This is a genomic window from Ureibacillus chungkukjangi (genome assembly GCF_044795995.1).
Classification (GTDB): domain Bacteria; phylum Bacillota; class Bacilli; order Bacillales_A; family Planococcaceae; genus Ureibacillus; species Ureibacillus chungkukjangi.
Map to the genome: position 1 here is coordinate 36,615 of NZ_CP085010.1, position 14,758 is coordinate 51,372.

The window sequence follows — 14,758 nt, forward strand, 5'->3', positions numbered from 1 at the left end:
GCCACTTTTATATGAAAATAATCCTAACTTCATAGAGTTAGGAGCGTATAGAGGTGATTTCATTGGAGAAGAAACAGAAGGTACTACTTGCCTTTCATCAAGAAAATAAGAGTCAACGTCAAATTGCCAAGGAGCTTGGGATTTCTCGTAATACTGTAAAAAAGTATATCCAAGAGGATCTTGAAAAAAGAAAACAAGATATTCGAGAATTACCTATTACAGATAACTATGTAACGCCTCCGTCGTATAAAAAACGCAAAGGAAATAAACGTGCTTTAACACCTACGGTGATGAAACGTATTCGAAAAATGTTAAAAGATAATGATTATAAACGGCAACATCAGATGCACAAGCAACAACTAAAAATGATTGATATTCATGAAAAGTTATTAGATGAAGGTTTTGAAATTAGTTATACCACTGTAAGAAATTTTGTAAATAGTGAGGAGAAACATCAAAAAGAAGTCTTTATTCGTCAAAAAGCAACTGCTGGTCATGAGATTGAATTTGACTGGGGAGAAGTAAAATTATTCATTGATCAAACATTACGATCTCTTTCAATGGCGGTATTTACCCTACCATATAGTAATGATAGATTTGCATATTTATATGAATCCGAAACAATGGTGTGCGTACAAGATGCTCATGTAAAATGTATTGACTATTTAGGCTTTGTACCAGAAGTTTTTACGTACGATAATATGCGGACAGTCGTAAAGAATTTTATTGGGACAGAACGTGAGATTACCGATGGGATGAAAAATCTATCGATGCATTATCATTTTAAAATACGACTATGTGAACCGAGAAAAGGAAATCAGAAGGGGCATGTGGAGCGAAGTGTAGAATACATCCGCCGGAAAGCATTTGCCCATCGAGATACTTTTGCAAGTTTAGAAGAAGCTCAGGCTTATCTAACAGAAGTAATCATGAAATTAAACTCTCGCAAGCATTATAAGAAAAACCAAACGCACCATGAATTAATGCTAGAAGAGCGTATAGCTAGGCATGTAAGCACAGAAATTATTCCATTTGATGCCTCTGAGTTGTATGAATTTAGAGTGGACAAATATAGCACGATTACTTATAGACAAAATCGTTATTCTGTTCCAGAAGGACATGTTGGAGAATGGGTGAAAGTAAAAGCGAGTGCGGAAAAAATTCTTATTTTCAGTGAAAATGCCTGTATCGCGACACATAAGCGAAGTTGGCAAATCCATCAATGGATTATGGACATTTATCATTACTTACGTACATTTGAAAAGAAAAAAGGTGCATTGGCTCAAAGTGAATGTTTGAGTCAAGCACCAACAAAAATAAAAAAATTATACAAAGATTATTATATTGGAAATGAGCGAGATTTTCTAGAGTTACTTATTTATCTAAAAGAAAATAAAAATCTAGAAAAAGTCTTAGCAGCGATTGAACAACTTGAGAAGAACCCTATGGTTCAAATAACAACAGAAAAGATTATTTTCTTAGCTAATCAAGGCGAATATATTCATAAAACTGTACATTCCAAAAATGAAGTCACCACCCAATCTCTCGAAAATCTTTCAGCCATAACGGCGTTATTTGAAACGAAAAAGACAGGGGTGCTTCACTAATGGATAAGAGACAAGAAATGATTGAGATGTGTAAGGAACTTCGATTACCAAGCATTCGGGGATTTATTCAAGAAGATGATATGTGGAAACAATATCAGACAGCAGAAGATTTCTTATATCACGCACTAGTGCAAGAAATGGAAGATCGAGAAGTGCGAGCAAAAGCGAATCGCATTCGATCTGCAAATTTCCCTGAAAAGAAACTATTAACTGAATTAGAGTTTGAGAGATTACCGCAAAATGCGGCCTCTCGCCTCCCACATTTAAAGAAATTAGACTTTATTCAAGAAAAACAAAACGTTTTATTAATCGGATCACCAGGTACAGGTAAAACACATATAGCAATTGGTTTAGGAATTGAAGCTTGTTTAGCAGGTTATAAGGTGTATTTTACAACGGTGTCATCCCTTGTAAATCAGTTAAAAGAAAGCCGTTCTGAAAGAACGTTACGTTCATTTGAACTGAAGTTTGAAAAATATGATTTAGTAATCATTGATGAATTAGGTTATATCTCCTTTGATAAAGAAGGAGCCGAGTTATTATTTACTCATCTTTCCCTTCGGGCAGGACGAGCATCCACCATCGTTACGAGTAATTTATCATTTGATCGATGGGAAGAAATATTTCATGATCCAGTTTTAACAGCAGCTTTAACGGACCGACTAACACATCGAGCATACATGGTGGACATGGTAGGACCATCTTATCGAATATTAGATACAAAAGAATGGTTGGAAAATAGTCAGGTTTAAGTGGCTCAGTTTTTAATTAATAAATGGCTCAATTTTTACTTGCGAAATACAATTGGATTCATATTATATTACGCTTTTGCAAGTGAGTTTGTGCTGGGAGGTATCGAAGCTATAGGAATTGACTTAGATGGCGAGTATTTTTCGATACTTGCTTTTCCGCTTTCTATTGTTCTGTTAATACCTTTAATATGGTTAGATGAACGTAGGAGTAAAAAGAAACATAGAAAGTAAGCAAAAGCTTCATACATATTTACTGGCTTATTTTCACTGTTAAAATGAACCTATACATAGAAGGTTAACAGATATTGAATGTGAAAAAGTGTGAACTCTTCTAAAATCAATAGCATAAATTCACAAAGAAATTCTTAATCAAATTAAATAGGTTAGAAAGGTTGTGTGGCGTTCTAAAATGCCTCACAACTTTTTTATTTAGGTCTTTATTATATGTAGTTCAAAATTACACTAAGAAGCCTATAATAAGTCTACAAGGGCATTATATGAAAACCTTTAACCTAAATAAGATTTAGAGTTTTACTTTATAGATTCATATTAAAGATTTGTTTTTGATTGGACATTTAATATTCTTTTTTTCTTTAGTAAACTAAGACTAGTAATTTTAGTATTTTTTCACTAGATAAGATAAAATTTGGGGTTGATTCATAATGGGGAAAATTATAATCGGGATTGTGCTGCTAATCATCATAATAATGTGGGGGCTAATAATTTTTTTTCCAAATCAAAAAAATAAAGAAAAAAATGAAGCGATAGATAAGATTACGAAGAAATTCAAACTAGGAAAGAATTCTAAGGATGCAACTTTATTAGGCACATCCTCATTAGCTCTTTCTTTGTATGATATATATGCATCTACAAAGAATCATGAAGAAGTCCTAAATATCATTGAACAACGTTATCCCAATGCGGTTAAAGACTATGATTCATTTGATTGGTACACAAAGATTAATGATCTAAATCAAAATGGAACAGTTGATTCGTATGTTAGTGCCTACGCTGGGCAAAAGGCTGAGAATTACACGGTTGAATTTTTTAATAGTCAAGGGTCAGAGGCAAAGTTATTTGAAAGCAGAACTCACGAAAATAATGATGTTCGGGTATTTAACGAAGATGGTTCATATATTGACTATTCGGTAAAGAGTTTAGGAAGTGTGAGTCATTTTAAACAAGAGGTAATTGCTCACCCGGAATCTACTCATTATGTAGTTAATAAGGAACTTTATGATGAATTAAATCAAACAGGAGAACTAGTCTATTATCAAAATCAAGGAATTACAATTATTAGAGGGAACTATTCAAATTCAGAACTAAGAGAAGAAGGGAAAAGGGCTTTTGATGAAATATTTGAAGCTGGTGACATTGCAGACAATATACCGATAATAGCGAGTGTACTTTTAGGGTTAAAAGTGACTAAAAATTATAAGAAATATAGGCTCGGTACGCAATCAGGTGGAGAATTTAAAATGAATTTAGTAAGTGATACATTTCGAGCTGCTACTTCAGGTTCATCTGGCTTTTTAGGAGCTAAGTTAGGAGCTTTTATATTAGCGTCTGGTGGCCCTATTACAGCAATTATTGGTGGAGGGGTTGGTGCAATACTTGCTACTTATGGAGGGGCAAAATTAGTAAACTTCGCTACTAGTCGATTAAAATGGTCAAGTGTTTTTAAGGCACAGTCGCATTTTGGCATGATGAATAAAGAAAAAATTAAATATGTATTTTTAGACTCTGCTGCTGACAAAGTATTCTTACTTAATGAACTTGAAAATGAATTAGCCGAGGAAAAGAGGCTATTAAAGAAGTATGAAGGAGAATTGGATGATTTTTCTGATAAGCCAGTAACTGTACCTGCAATTCTTTGTGATTTACATGTAAATAAGCTAACAACTAAGATCAACAATATAAAGGAATCCTTTGAACGAACTAGGATAGATTTATTAACATTATCTGAAAAAATGGCTGATAAGTTAACTATAAATATCTTAGAAAAGAATCAATTGAAAATTAAGATTTATGGAGAGGTATTTCTTTCTAGTAGTGAGTTATTTGATGATGTTGATCTCGATTCTGAATCTGAACACTTAAAATTTAACTATATGTTAAATAAAGCGAAGAATCCTAATTATCCTACCCGACTGCCTAATGATTCAACCGAAATTTTAACAGGTTTATTAATAAGAAACTTCAATATACTCTCAAATAAAACTATAGATTATAAGAAACCCATAAAGAGTAATACTACGTGGTTCATACTAGGTGCCTTATTCCTGCTGTCATTAAGTTTAATTAATTTTAAACTAATTTACTTTGTCCTAATAGGAATAGTGGTTATGTTGCTTTATAAAAAATACACAGATATTGCAGATACTACAATTGATATTTTTCTTTTTAAACCAATAGTCTTTATTATTACGGTTGTTATCAAAACTTTAATTTTTTTAATGGAGCGAATAGATAAACTAATAAAGAACTATAGAAACTTAGACAATAAGTAAAAAAATTTCACTTCTCACTTTTTTGGAAACTTCTCAATCAGAAGCCAGTTATAAGTTTCATATACATCCCAACCCCAAAAACTAGCATCCACAAGTGCCAATTAAAAACGGGTCCATCGTGTTAATATAAGTTTGATATGAGTTTTCAATGGATACAATATGCTGGAGGTGAGAATAATGCTAAAAGATAGGGGAAATAAGAAGTGGCAGGGTTTCTTCTTAACAGAACACGTTGCTGCACTTCGAGAATATGAAAAGAATATTGTTAAAATACCGAAACCGAATTTAGATGAATGGCAAATGCAAGATATAAACGATTTGTTGGTGTTAAGTTTACAAGATGAAGAACCGCTGACATTAACATTATGGGTAGATGGATATTTTGAACAGATAAGCCCGTTTATTGTAACAAAAATCGATCCATATCAACGTAAATTAATCGGCTTAGTTGAGGGAGAACAGACAAGTATTTCTTTCGATGCGCTAGTTGAAGTAGAGCGTAAATAAGAGCATTTGGGAAAATAAAAAACTACCGTTATACTCTCTAAGTTTAACGGTAGTCATTTAGTAATTTATAAATCTTCCTCTAAAGGATCGTATTCATAAGAACGAAGGTAACCTTTCTTAGCATGAAACATAGTGATATGCGTACTAATCGAATAATCATCAATGATTTGATTAATGTAATTTGCTACTGCAAGAGCTGCAAACTTATTTACGATTATTCGTTGAGGTTCACTTGCCGAAAGCTCATTACAAGACATTTCGCTAGGTTTAATAGAATCAACATCATGAAAGTCATTTGGAAAAGCTTTACTTATAGGAGGTTGATAATCATCTCCTAGCTTTACACCACAAACGACTTGACCACTCCAACCACTATTTTTATATACCTGAAGTTCTTCTTCTGTCCATTGTTGTATCGGACGAGTTTGCCAATCTGTAGGGCAAACAGTACTTTCATTACCAGCATCAATATAGATAATTTTTTTAATCTTATTAAAATATTGATCAAAGATGGAACGTGTGTAATTATTATCTACACATCCTATCAGTATCGGTAAAAATTGTAATTTTTCCGAATAACCAAACGACGTTCGCATGTATTCTGTATTAAATAGTTTCGCTAAATCTTCTACAGACTCAATAAACTTTTCTGAATAAGAAGCAATATCAATATTATAAGCAGCGGAATAGCGTTCAGCTAATACATCTGCTTTTTTTAAACCGACTTCTTCTTCTAAGAAAAGTTGATTTTTAAGATTTTTAGTCTCAATTTGGTCCGGGTCTGCAATCACGTAAGTATGTGGAATTCCATTAGTTCCTAGCATTTGAGCTAGATGCTGTAGTACATATCCGCCATTTCCGCCTGTTCCCACTTGAACAATAAAAGGGTAAACACCTTCATAAAAAGGGGACGTATTTGAGTAAATATGCCCTATTTTTTTCAGTAGATTAATTTCTCCAGTAGTTGTTGTATTCATATATAAAACTCCTTTAAATTACGATTTTATTTGAATGCTTTCAAGAGGAAAAGAAGGTAAATCATTAAGATTTAGTTCTGTACCATCTTCAAATAGATCTGAAATTTTAATAGTTATATGTCCACGCTCTAATGTAAAAGTTCGAGCATAGACACTAGGAAACTCTTGATTGGTTTTGCCGACAATGACATAAAACATCCCGGGTTGTCTTTCACTTGCATTATCAGTGGCAGATGGGCGGCTAGGCATTTCATGATGTGAATGAATTTCACAAGCTAACTGGACAAAGTGATTATGTCTTTCCAACATAATCTCTTGAAAATGCCCTGGTGCTTCATCACTTTCTACCCAGTAGGTATTTACTCTTTGCTTAGGAACATGTATTAAAAACTGTTCGGTGTCAAAGTTAAAGTAGTAGGGTAAGCGCCCAGCGCCTTTTCATATCTCTATGAAAGGTTTCCAAACGCTCCCCCCCGAACCGTACTTACATGTCTCCACGTATACGGCTCTCCATCCATCAATCTAGCAATCCTGCGTGTAGCTTTCTGTGACAATCGTTACCATGTCCAGTAGCACAAAGTGCTAGTGTTTTTCGGTTTCGACTTATCATTACTTTTTCCCAAGTCTTTTTACCTTTGAGGTCTTTTAGCTTTCTAACATGATGTATTTCTAGTGGAACTTTTTTTGCTCCGCACCATTCGCATCTTTCTGCTGTTAGTCTCTCAATTAAGCTAGTTCGACTAGAGTACATTGCAGTAATTACATTAACATCGACTGTTTCATTATTTTTTATTATAGATTCGTGCTTCTTAAAGCCATCGTTGTATAGGAACATAATCCTTCTACCTTTTTTAGTTTCGTATTGAATGCCAAATTTGCCGTTTATTCTAAATTTGCTAATTATCTTTCCCATTGAGGTTCTATATTTATTAGCAAATGTTTTATACATGCTGTATTGCATGATATAGAAAAACTTATTCAATACACTAACGTTGCTGGCTAGTTTGTAATAGTTATACATTCCTCTGATTTCTGCGTTGTAGATGGAAAGTATTTCAAGGTCATCGAGGTTTGTAAGGGGTTTTCTGTGAATTGATTTCCACATTTTCCCTTCAATTTTCATCGCTTTAAGTTCTATCAGTTTACCCATCCATTTCTCTTTCGGAACTGCTAAATGTACCATTGAAATATAGTTTCTTCTTTGTACTTCTTTACCATTTTTGATGATAGTTTTAACTTGTTCGCTTCTGTTTATCGATATATTGTAGCCGAGAAATTTGGCAGGTTTTTTACTATTAGTAATGAGAGTTTTTTCTTGGGATAATTCGAGTTTAAGGTTATCGCGTAGGAAATTTGTTATTTCTCCCTTGATTCCTTTTGCATCTTCTTTGCTACCAATTATTCCAATCAAGAAATCATCAGCGTATCTTACATATTGTAATCTTTTGTAGCTTTCATCCATTGGTTCACCATATGGTGTTTTAAGTTGCACCTTACGAAGTTCTTTGATTTCATTTACTATTGCTTCGATTTCATCATTTGTCAGTTCTGCTTCTTCAAGTTTTTTATTCAACTTACCTATTTGTCTTCTAATGCGGCTGTAGTTACTATTTGTTTTACGTGTTTTACCCTTGTCGAATTTGGATTTTATTACTTCCATAAATTCATCCAATTCATTGAGGTATAGGTTAGCAAGGATAGGACTGATAATACCGCCTTGTGGTGTGCCACTGAAGGTATTATTAAATTTCCAGTCTTCCAAGTATCCAGCTCTTAGAAATTTCCATACTAGACGAATGAATTTTTCATCATCAATTCGTTTTCTAAGGAGTTCAATAGTGATTGAGTGGTCTATGTTGTCAAAGAAACTGTTAATGTCGCCTTCAACCCACCACTTTGTACCGTTGTAGGTATTTTTAACTTGTATTAGGGCAGTATGACAGCTTTTGTTGGTTCTGAAACCATGTGATTTATTAGAGAAAGTGTTATCAAAGATAGCTTCGAGAATTAATGCCATTACCATTTGAACCAATTTGTCCTCGAAAGAGGGGATACCAAGTGGTCTTTTGCTTCCATTTTTCTTTGGAATGTAAACTCTTCTGGCTGGTTTCGGTTGAAAGTTTTCTTCTTTTAGCTGTTCGATTATCTTGTATATTCTTTCAATACTCATACCGTCGATGGTTTTCCCGTCCGTACCTTCTGTCATATTTCCTTCTTTAGCGTAACTCTTAGAGTAGGCTAGAAGATAAAACTCTGGATTGTATAGATTTCTGTATAACCTTTGATATTTGTAATCTTTATCAGTCGATTTTCTTGCTAGATTTTCTAATACCAAAATTGGATTTCTCATGAGCCTCTCGCTCCTTCCGAATTTCTTATTATTAGAATGATAGACTGTTGCCCTTCGCCATGTACTAGGCTTTCCCTAGCTCGAACTACTACGGCAACTCCGTAACCATATAAGATATTCAGTGTCAGAACACATAGCCTTTTTAGGCGTTCTTACTTAGGTTATCCCCATTTATGAAAAAAGAGATAGCGTTGTATTGGTGTCGGTTGCGACTTTCGCCATTTATTTCTTATTGAATTAGGAAAGGAGGAACATCTATTTGATTAGGACATTTATCTAACCAAATCCATCCTTTTATGACTTTTACGCCTGTCTGGTCATAGTCCGCGCTAAAACCCCTCTGGCTATCGTTTAAGCAGTTTAGCTTTCATCCTTGTCCAATACTTTCGTCTTGCCATTCAGTCGTACCATGACAGTTAGGTAACTTATGGCTTTTCCAACATGCTACACTCCCCGTTAAGTTTCCTCTTCGGATAAGTTGGCTGACGATAGGGAGGTTGATGTTTTCCCTAAATGTTTGCTATCACATTAATCTCTTTAATCACCTTTATGGGCGCACAATATCCGCGCGAACTTCTAATTTCAGTTCTCCAAATGCTTTAGCAAGTGCAATAAATTGATTTAAAAGGCGAAAGGGAATTTTAGTAGGAAAAGAAAAAGAAGTGTCGTCGTTAGACGATAACACTTCTTCTTGTACTGATTCCTCTAAATTTCCTTTACGTTTTGCAACAACAGCTGGAATGATGAAATTGCGATTACCGCCATGGTACACCATTTCAGTGTGTCCTTTCACAAACTCAGGAAAGTCTTTTTCAAGTCGTTGTCTAACCATTTCTCCGTCAATCTTTTTAAGCTCAACAGTTTTATCTTTTTTCGTCAGACGAACTCCTTCAACGATTTCTTCTGTAGTAAAGTAATTTGTTAAAGGGATTAACTCTCTATAGTAACGAACGATTGTTGATTCATTTACATCAAACGTATTCTTAGGAGTTTTAGTTAACGAAGAAGATTTTTCTTGTTTTGCAACTTCCTTTTCACTTTCTGCTTCATCACCTTTTTGAGATAATTGTTCAATTAGGCTTAGAGCATTTTCTTGTGGTTGTGATGAAGGTTCAACGTTTCCATCCTCTGTAGATGTAATACAATCTTCGGTAATTGATTGTTGCCCACTATCGTTACTACAATCAGACTCAATTACTTCTGGTAATTCCATTACATTAGCAATGTTCGTTTCTGTAACAACAGGACTATCAACAGTATTCACAGATTCTATTACTGCTGGCAATAGCGATTCATTAGAAATGTCCGTTACTGGTTCAACAAGATTAGCTGTAGTATTTACTGTGTTATCCACTTCGTTAGAAACTACATTATCAGTTTGAACAGTTTCATTGTCTTCTACATTAGTAGGTTCAGTTGTATTTACTATTTCATCATCAACAAGTGAAAAAAGGTCGTATGGATTGTTTAAGTTAGTCATTATAAGTTCCTCCTAACAGCGTGTAGCTGCGTTTAGTATTGTAGTTAGTTTCTTTTTTGTATTAGTTAATTTAAGTGGTTAGAGACATTGTTCATTTACATATTCTTGGCCGTATAGCAGTCCAAACGTAAAATCTTTAGCTCCATATGGGATAGGTAATAGGTTTTCATCATCAAAAGGTACATCTTGTGCAGTTTCTAGATATTTACCAAAATGCATTACACCGTTAGCAAGACGACATCCGTAATCTTCATTAAACGGAGCATTTAAAAACAAATGGAGAATCTGGTCTAATTCAGTTAAACTCTGAATCGTTAAATCTGAATTCATACCCCAGCAAACTTCTCCGCCACTTGTTTTTTTTACATTCGGAAATGGAAACGAGTACAAGATAGTTTCATCTGTAATCCTTTTGTGGTCGTCTTTCACTGCAAAAAGGCGAGTTTTAACGACACGACGATGTTTTGTATTACCAACAGGCACTAGGATATATTGGATCACGAGCTTAGGAAATCCGATAAGATATGATTTCTCATTATTTCGATACCTAATAGACCAGAATTCTTTATCAATGACCATCGTTACACGTTCTTTTCCGAAGGCATCAGAGCTGTATCCCACCGTACCGAAGGGAAGGGTAGGAATACGTTTCTCGTCTTTAAAGTAATCTGCTGTTTGCTCCGAATGAATAGGTGCATGTTGTGTCATGGGTACTAATCCCTTTAATATATCCGCCACTGTAAATAGGTAAGGGCCTCTTTTTACACCGTTGCTACATTCTTGATAGCCAGTAATCGGGTAATCTTTGTTCTCAGGGGTATCATTTATCTCAATAATCCACTTCATTGTTTTTTGTCCTCCAGTTGTTCTTTAATCCATAGAATAAATTCCAAAATTGAGTCGGCTTCTTGAGCGTAATAGTCAAGATCGACACAAATAACCATTTCAGTTAATGCTTCATTTCGAAAGTGAAGAATTGGTAAATTACAATCTTCTACTTCAAAACAATTCGCATTACTGCGTTTTTGGTTTTTTCGGAATTCAAAATCTATATCAAGAAAATCCTCTAATGTGATATGAGCAATACGATGCGCACTAATTTGGTCCTCCGTTAGTTCCAATTCATTATTGGGGATCACCATGCTACGCATAATCTGCTTTTTATCCTCTAGTACATCGTTGTCATATTCGTAGAATACCGTTGTGTTAAAGATGTTTTCTAACATCATAAAAGCTAAATCAATCGGTTCACCATCATGTGACCAACCATAATGATTAGCTGCATGTAACGTGAATTTCTTCGTATCTTCTTTCACGTTAAACCCTGCACTATGATAACGTTTCATCATCATTAAACATTCCAGTGTTCGTTTATAAGCATAGTAGCTTTCAGTGTGTATCAATAAAGTCATATGACCGTCCTCCTACAAAAACTTGAACTTCGATTTGGGTTTTATCTTTGGGGTATTATTCAAATTACTAACGACATTCTCCATACTATCTAGTAGAGAAATGGGATGAGAATCTAATAAAAGGAAATCCTCTCCACTATCATCATCGTAATAAATGTGGTCCTCAAAGGTATCAACAACTAACTGAATATCCTCATATGTAAAGGCATTAAAATCAATATCCTCCACATCAATCTCACGATAAAGAATGTCATATATCTTCATGAGTTGTTTAGAATCGTTAGCTGCAGGTCTACCCATTGTAGAAATTAAAGTTTTGTTGAAATGTTCAAAGTCCATTTCAATAACCTCCTAAAATAAAAAGCAAGGAAGTAGCTTAATAGCTCAACCTTGCTTGTAATGGCCTCTTAATAAGTTCGCATTGGTAATATAAGTTGAAGGGCATCTGGTGTCTTTGAAGAATCTGCTTCATACACATTTTTGAATACAAAAGGTCGTAAAGCGCCGGAAAGTTCCACCTTTACCTGTTTTGTATGAATGGTACGAAGTGCTTCTAAAGCAAACTTAACATCAAATGCAATTTTAAAACCTTCTTCAACATTTGTATTACTGATTACTTGAATTTCTTGTTGAGTTCGAGAAGTCGAACCGGGAACATGACTTTCAAGTAATGCGGTTTCAGTGCCTACAGTTAATCGACATGAAGCGGAATCTTTACCGTTATCTTTCATCTCTTTCATTAACTCCAAGGCATCTAATATTTCCTCTGTATTCAACATCAACACACTATCGGTTATTGGGATTAATCTATCCGTTTGAGGATAATTTCCTTCTAATAAACGTGAATAGATAATCGTATTCCCATTAACTAAAGCAATTTGATTCGTATAAGTAACAATCGCTACTTTATCATTTGAATCAAACGATTTAACTGCTTGTTGAAGTGATTGAGCTGGTATTGTAATCGAAACAGCACCTTCAGTTATCGGAGTAGGGCTTTGTAGCTGAGCTAAGCGGTGTGAATCCGTAGCAATAGCATGATAAGCAAGACCATTTTCTCCTAAACCAAATGTGAACTTAATCCCTTGCAAAACTGGTCGAGAATCGTTTTTTGCTACAGCAAATCCAGTAGTTTTTACGATTTCTTCAAACTCTTTAGCAGATAATTTAAAGTTGCCAGTTGGATTTTGATTAGATGCAATAGACGGAAATTGTTCAGCTTGTTCAATAGAAAAATCAATCTTTGTCCGTTTTTGTTTTACATTAATCTGAGTACAATCCTCGTTTGTTGTAAATTCAATAGCACCAGGTTTTAACTTCTTCGTAAGATTAAAAATCTCACTAGGTAAAACTGCTGCACCGACTTCTAATACTTCAACACCATTTTCACTATTGACCATTTCACGAATTAGAATCGAATCATATCCATTACTTGCGGTAAAGGCGATAAATTGTTCTGTTGCGTGAATTAGTACACCATTAAGGATAGGAATACTAGAGTTGTTAGTAGTTAGAATTTTACCGATTTTATTGATTACGTTATCTACGATTGCTTTGTCTAAGTTAAATTTCATGGTTATTTTCCTCCTAAGAATGAATGGTGACCATTCATCTTTTTTGTAATGTGATAAAAAAACACACAAAAAAGGATAGAGAAAACAGGTTGTTTTCACTAATCCTCTTAATGTGTGTTAAAAAATGTCCTCTGGGCTGTGTTTTGTTAGCATTAAGCTAATTGTTGTTTTCTTTCTGAGCGAATGCGATCAAAGATCAAATTGACTCCAACTGAATCAAGCTTATTAAATAGATTAGAAGGTTTTCCAATCGGTTCTTTTAATAAGTCAGAAGCATAACTGAATAATTGTTGTTCGTTTAACTTAAACTGCTCTTTTCCAAGTAACATGTACATTTTTACAGGGTTTAACATAGCAAACAAACGCTGTAATTCGGGATATGTTGCTTGGTCAAGGCTTTTATACCCATGGGGGATACTTACCAATTCGCATAGTTTCGGTAAAAACCCAATAGGAATGTTTAAAAACTGCAAACAATCTATAATATTTCGTTTAGCATCTTGTAATTCGTTAGTAGTTGGGGCATTAGTGTTGCCAGAAGGTTGTTGATTGCCTCGTGGTTGTGATGATTGAGTTTGTTGGTTTCCGCGCGGTTGAGTTGGTTGATTACTTCTTGGGTGTTGTTGAGAACGTGGTTGTTGGTTAGTAGGTTTAGTTGAATTTTGCTGATTTAGAATCTGTTTTAAAGAAGGTCGAATATAGTAACCTTTTACAAATTCCGGACGGCCATTCACTTTATACTTACTATTGATATACTCGTGACTTTGATTTGGTCGATTGTTTTGGATAGGTACCCATTGTGGAGGTAGAGAATATAGAAATCTACCAATTCCATACTGGACAGCTGCCCGTTTCATAGAATCAGAGTATCCACCCTTAATAGATTCTATATTCGTAGGTTCCGCAGCATCTGAACGACTAATCCATTTATTTTCATGGAAAATTGAGATTGTACATTCAATCGCATGAGCACTTCCCATCGGTAAAATCTTGAATTCACTTTTCCAATTCAGTCCACATACTTCATCTAATCGAGATTGTATAGCACGAACCTGCACATAGGGTACAACTAATGCTTTTAATCCATTAGGACTAGATGTAACAGTTTGTACTTTCCATTCGATTTCATTGTCTCCCATTGGTTCTGCTAATGCACTTAGTACATTAAAACCGTTCTCTAAATTTGTCATGTAGTTTCCTCATTTCTCAAATGGTATCCCCTTTTTTACTCCATTTAGGCAATAAAAAAAGACCCATTGAGAAGAACAGTGTTAGAAAAGGAAGGTGCAAAAAATGCATAAAAATCCTTTTCGAATTGTTCAACCCAATAGGTCGTAAGTGTTAAAAGCCACGCTAAACTATTAAAGTCAGCAAATAAATAAAATAAAAAAGTTACACTTTTAGTATATCGAAAAGATAGGAAAATGAAAATACAAAATGCTATAATTTATTTATTATGTTAATCTATGAATAAGAAATTAAAAATTTAATAGTTGAAGCAAGTACTGCTCATACATTGATCGAGTTACCAAAAAGAAAAGGTAAACTCGAATTGTGTATGAGCTTTTTTACTTTAAAGGAGAGGGTAT

Annotated in this window: 13 protein-coding genes; 4 read left to right on the forward strand and 9 right to left on the reverse strand. The window is 34.4% G+C overall.

Annotated elements, in window-relative coordinates:
- The first annotated feature begins 62 nt into the window (after positions 1 to 62).
- The 4 genes from istA (at position 63) to LG296_RS19765 (ending at position 5,376) form a co-directional block, all read left to right on the forward strand.
- Positions 63 to 1,607, forward strand: a complete 1,545-nt coding sequence (gene istA, locus LG296_RS19750) for an IS21 family transposase (RefSeq protein ID WP_146223234.1) — start codon at positions 63 to 65, stop codon at positions 1,605 to 1,607.
- Complete coding sequence (istB, locus tag LG296_RS19755; protein WP_107937914.1) at positions 1,607 to 2,359, forward strand: IS21-like element helper ATPase IstB; 753 nt, start codon at positions 1,607 to 1,609, stop codon at positions 2,357 to 2,359. Before istA ends, istB begins: the two co-directional genes overlap by 1 nt.
- Before the next feature lie 662 nt (positions 2,360 to 3,021).
- Positions 3,022 to 4,869, forward strand: a complete 1,848-nt coding sequence (locus LG296_RS19760) for a glycine zipper family protein (protein ID WP_107937361.1) — start codon at positions 3,022 to 3,024, stop codon at positions 4,867 to 4,869.
- A 177-nt stretch (positions 4,870 to 5,046) separates the two neighbouring features.
- Positions 5,047 to 5,376, forward strand: coding sequence for a YolD-like family protein (locus tag LG296_RS19765; RefSeq protein WP_193768082.1), 330 nt, complete (start codon positions 5,047 to 5,049; stop codon positions 5,374 to 5,376).
- A gap of 65 nt (positions 5,377 to 5,441) precedes the next feature.
- Here LG296_RS19765 and LG296_RS19770 read toward each other — a convergent pair whose 3' ends face one another.
- The 9 genes from LG296_RS19770 to LG296_RS19810 form a co-directional block, all read right to left on the reverse strand.
- Entirely contained in the window at positions 5,442 to 6,353 is a 912-nt protein-coding gene (locus LG296_RS19770) for a ThiF family adenylyltransferase (RefSeq protein WP_107937365.1), read from the reverse strand.
- A gap of 18 nt (positions 6,354 to 6,371) precedes the next feature.
- Entirely contained in the window at positions 6,372 to 6,662 is a 291-nt protein-coding gene (locus LG296_RS19775) for a Mov34/MPN/PAD-1 family protein (RefSeq protein ID WP_251402730.1), read from the reverse strand.
- Positions 6,663 to 6,870: 208 nt separating this feature from the next.
- The gene (locus LG296_RS19780; RefSeq protein WP_107937369.1) at positions 6,871 to 8,703 is read right to left on the reverse strand and encodes a reverse transcriptase/maturase family protein; all 1,833 of its coding nucleotides are present in this window, start codon (positions 8,701 to 8,703) and stop codon (positions 6,871 to 6,873) included.
- Between the two features lie 547 nt (positions 8,704 to 9,250).
- Positions 9,251 to 10,183 (reverse strand): hypothetical protein, encoded by a 933-nt coding sequence (locus tag LG296_RS19785; RefSeq protein WP_107937371.1) that lies wholly within the window; start codon positions 10,181 to 10,183, stop codon positions 9,251 to 9,253.
- Positions 10,184 to 10,261: 78 nt separating this feature from the next.
- On the reverse strand, positions 10,262 to 11,029 hold the full coding sequence (locus LG296_RS19790; RefSeq protein WP_107937373.1) for a hypothetical protein: 768 nt from the start codon (positions 11,027 to 11,029) through the stop codon (positions 10,262 to 10,264).
- Positions 11,026 to 11,595 carry a hypothetical protein gene (locus LG296_RS19795; protein WP_107937375.1) on the reverse strand — a complete coding sequence of 190 codons (570 nt, stop codon included), beginning with the start codon at positions 11,593 to 11,595 and terminating at the stop codon, positions 11,026 to 11,028. The genes LG296_RS19790 and LG296_RS19795 overlap by 4 nt, the downstream gene beginning before the upstream one ends.
- Positions 11,596 to 11,607: 12 nt before the next feature.
- Positions 11,608 to 11,934, reverse strand: a complete 327-nt coding sequence (locus LG296_RS19800; protein WP_107937377.1) for a hypothetical protein — start codon at positions 11,932 to 11,934, stop codon at positions 11,608 to 11,610.
- 68 nt (positions 11,935 to 12,002) lie between these two features.
- Positions 12,003 to 13,169, reverse strand: a complete 1,167-nt coding sequence (gene dnaN, locus LG296_RS19805; RefSeq protein WP_107937379.1) for a DNA polymerase III subunit beta — start codon at positions 13,167 to 13,169, stop codon at positions 12,003 to 12,005.
- 152 nt (positions 13,170 to 13,321) lie between these two features.
- A complete protein-coding gene (locus tag LG296_RS19810; RefSeq protein WP_107937381.1) occupies positions 13,322 to 14,359 on the reverse strand; it encodes a Rad52/Rad22 family DNA repair protein in 1,038 nt (345 codons plus the stop codon).
- Between the last annotated feature and the right edge of the window lie 399 nt (positions 14,360 to 14,758).

Bases quoted from the DNA above. Each gene is read 5' to 3' on its own strand.
- istB (WP_107937914.1), top strand. From the start codon at position 1,607: ATGGATAAGAGACAAGAAATGATTGAGATGTGTAAGGAACTTCGATTA.
- LG296_RS19760 (WP_107937361.1), top strand. From the start codon at position 3,022: ATGGGGAAAATTATAATCGGGATTGTGCTGCTAATCATCATAATAATG.
- LG296_RS19765 (WP_193768082.1), top strand. From the start codon at position 5,047: ATGCTAAAAGATAGGGGAAATAAGAAGTGGCAGGGTTTCTTCTTAACA.
- LG296_RS19770 (WP_107937365.1), bottom strand. From the start codon at position 6,353: ATGAATACAACAACTACTGGAGAAATTAATCTACTGAAAAAAATAGGG.
- LG296_RS19775 (WP_251402730.1), bottom strand. From the start codon at position 6,662: ATGTTGGAAAGACATAATCACTTTGTCCAGTTAGCTTGTGAAATTCAT.
- LG296_RS19780 (WP_107937369.1), bottom strand. From the start codon at position 8,703: ATGAGAAATCCAATTTTGGTATTAGAAAATCTAGCAAGAAAATCGACT.
- LG296_RS19785 (WP_107937371.1), bottom strand. From the start codon at position 10,183: ATGACTAACTTAAACAATCCATACGACCTTTTTTCACTTGTTGATGAT.
- LG296_RS19790 (WP_107937373.1), bottom strand. From the start codon at position 11,029: ATGAAGTGGATTATTGAGATAAATGATACCCCTGAGAACAAAGATTAC.
- LG296_RS19795 (WP_107937375.1), bottom strand. From the start codon at position 11,595: ATGACTTTATTGATACACACTGAAAGCTACTATGCTTATAAACGAACA.
- LG296_RS19800 (WP_107937377.1), bottom strand. From the start codon at position 11,934: ATGGACTTTGAACATTTCAACAAAACTTTAATTTCTACAATGGGTAGA.
- dnaN (WP_107937379.1), bottom strand. From the start codon at position 13,169: ATGAAATTTAACTTAGACAAAGCAATCGTAGATAACGTAATCAATAAA.
- LG296_RS19810 (WP_107937381.1), bottom strand. From the start codon at position 14,359: ATGACAAATTTAGAGAACGGTTTTAATGTACTAAGTGCATTAGCAGAA.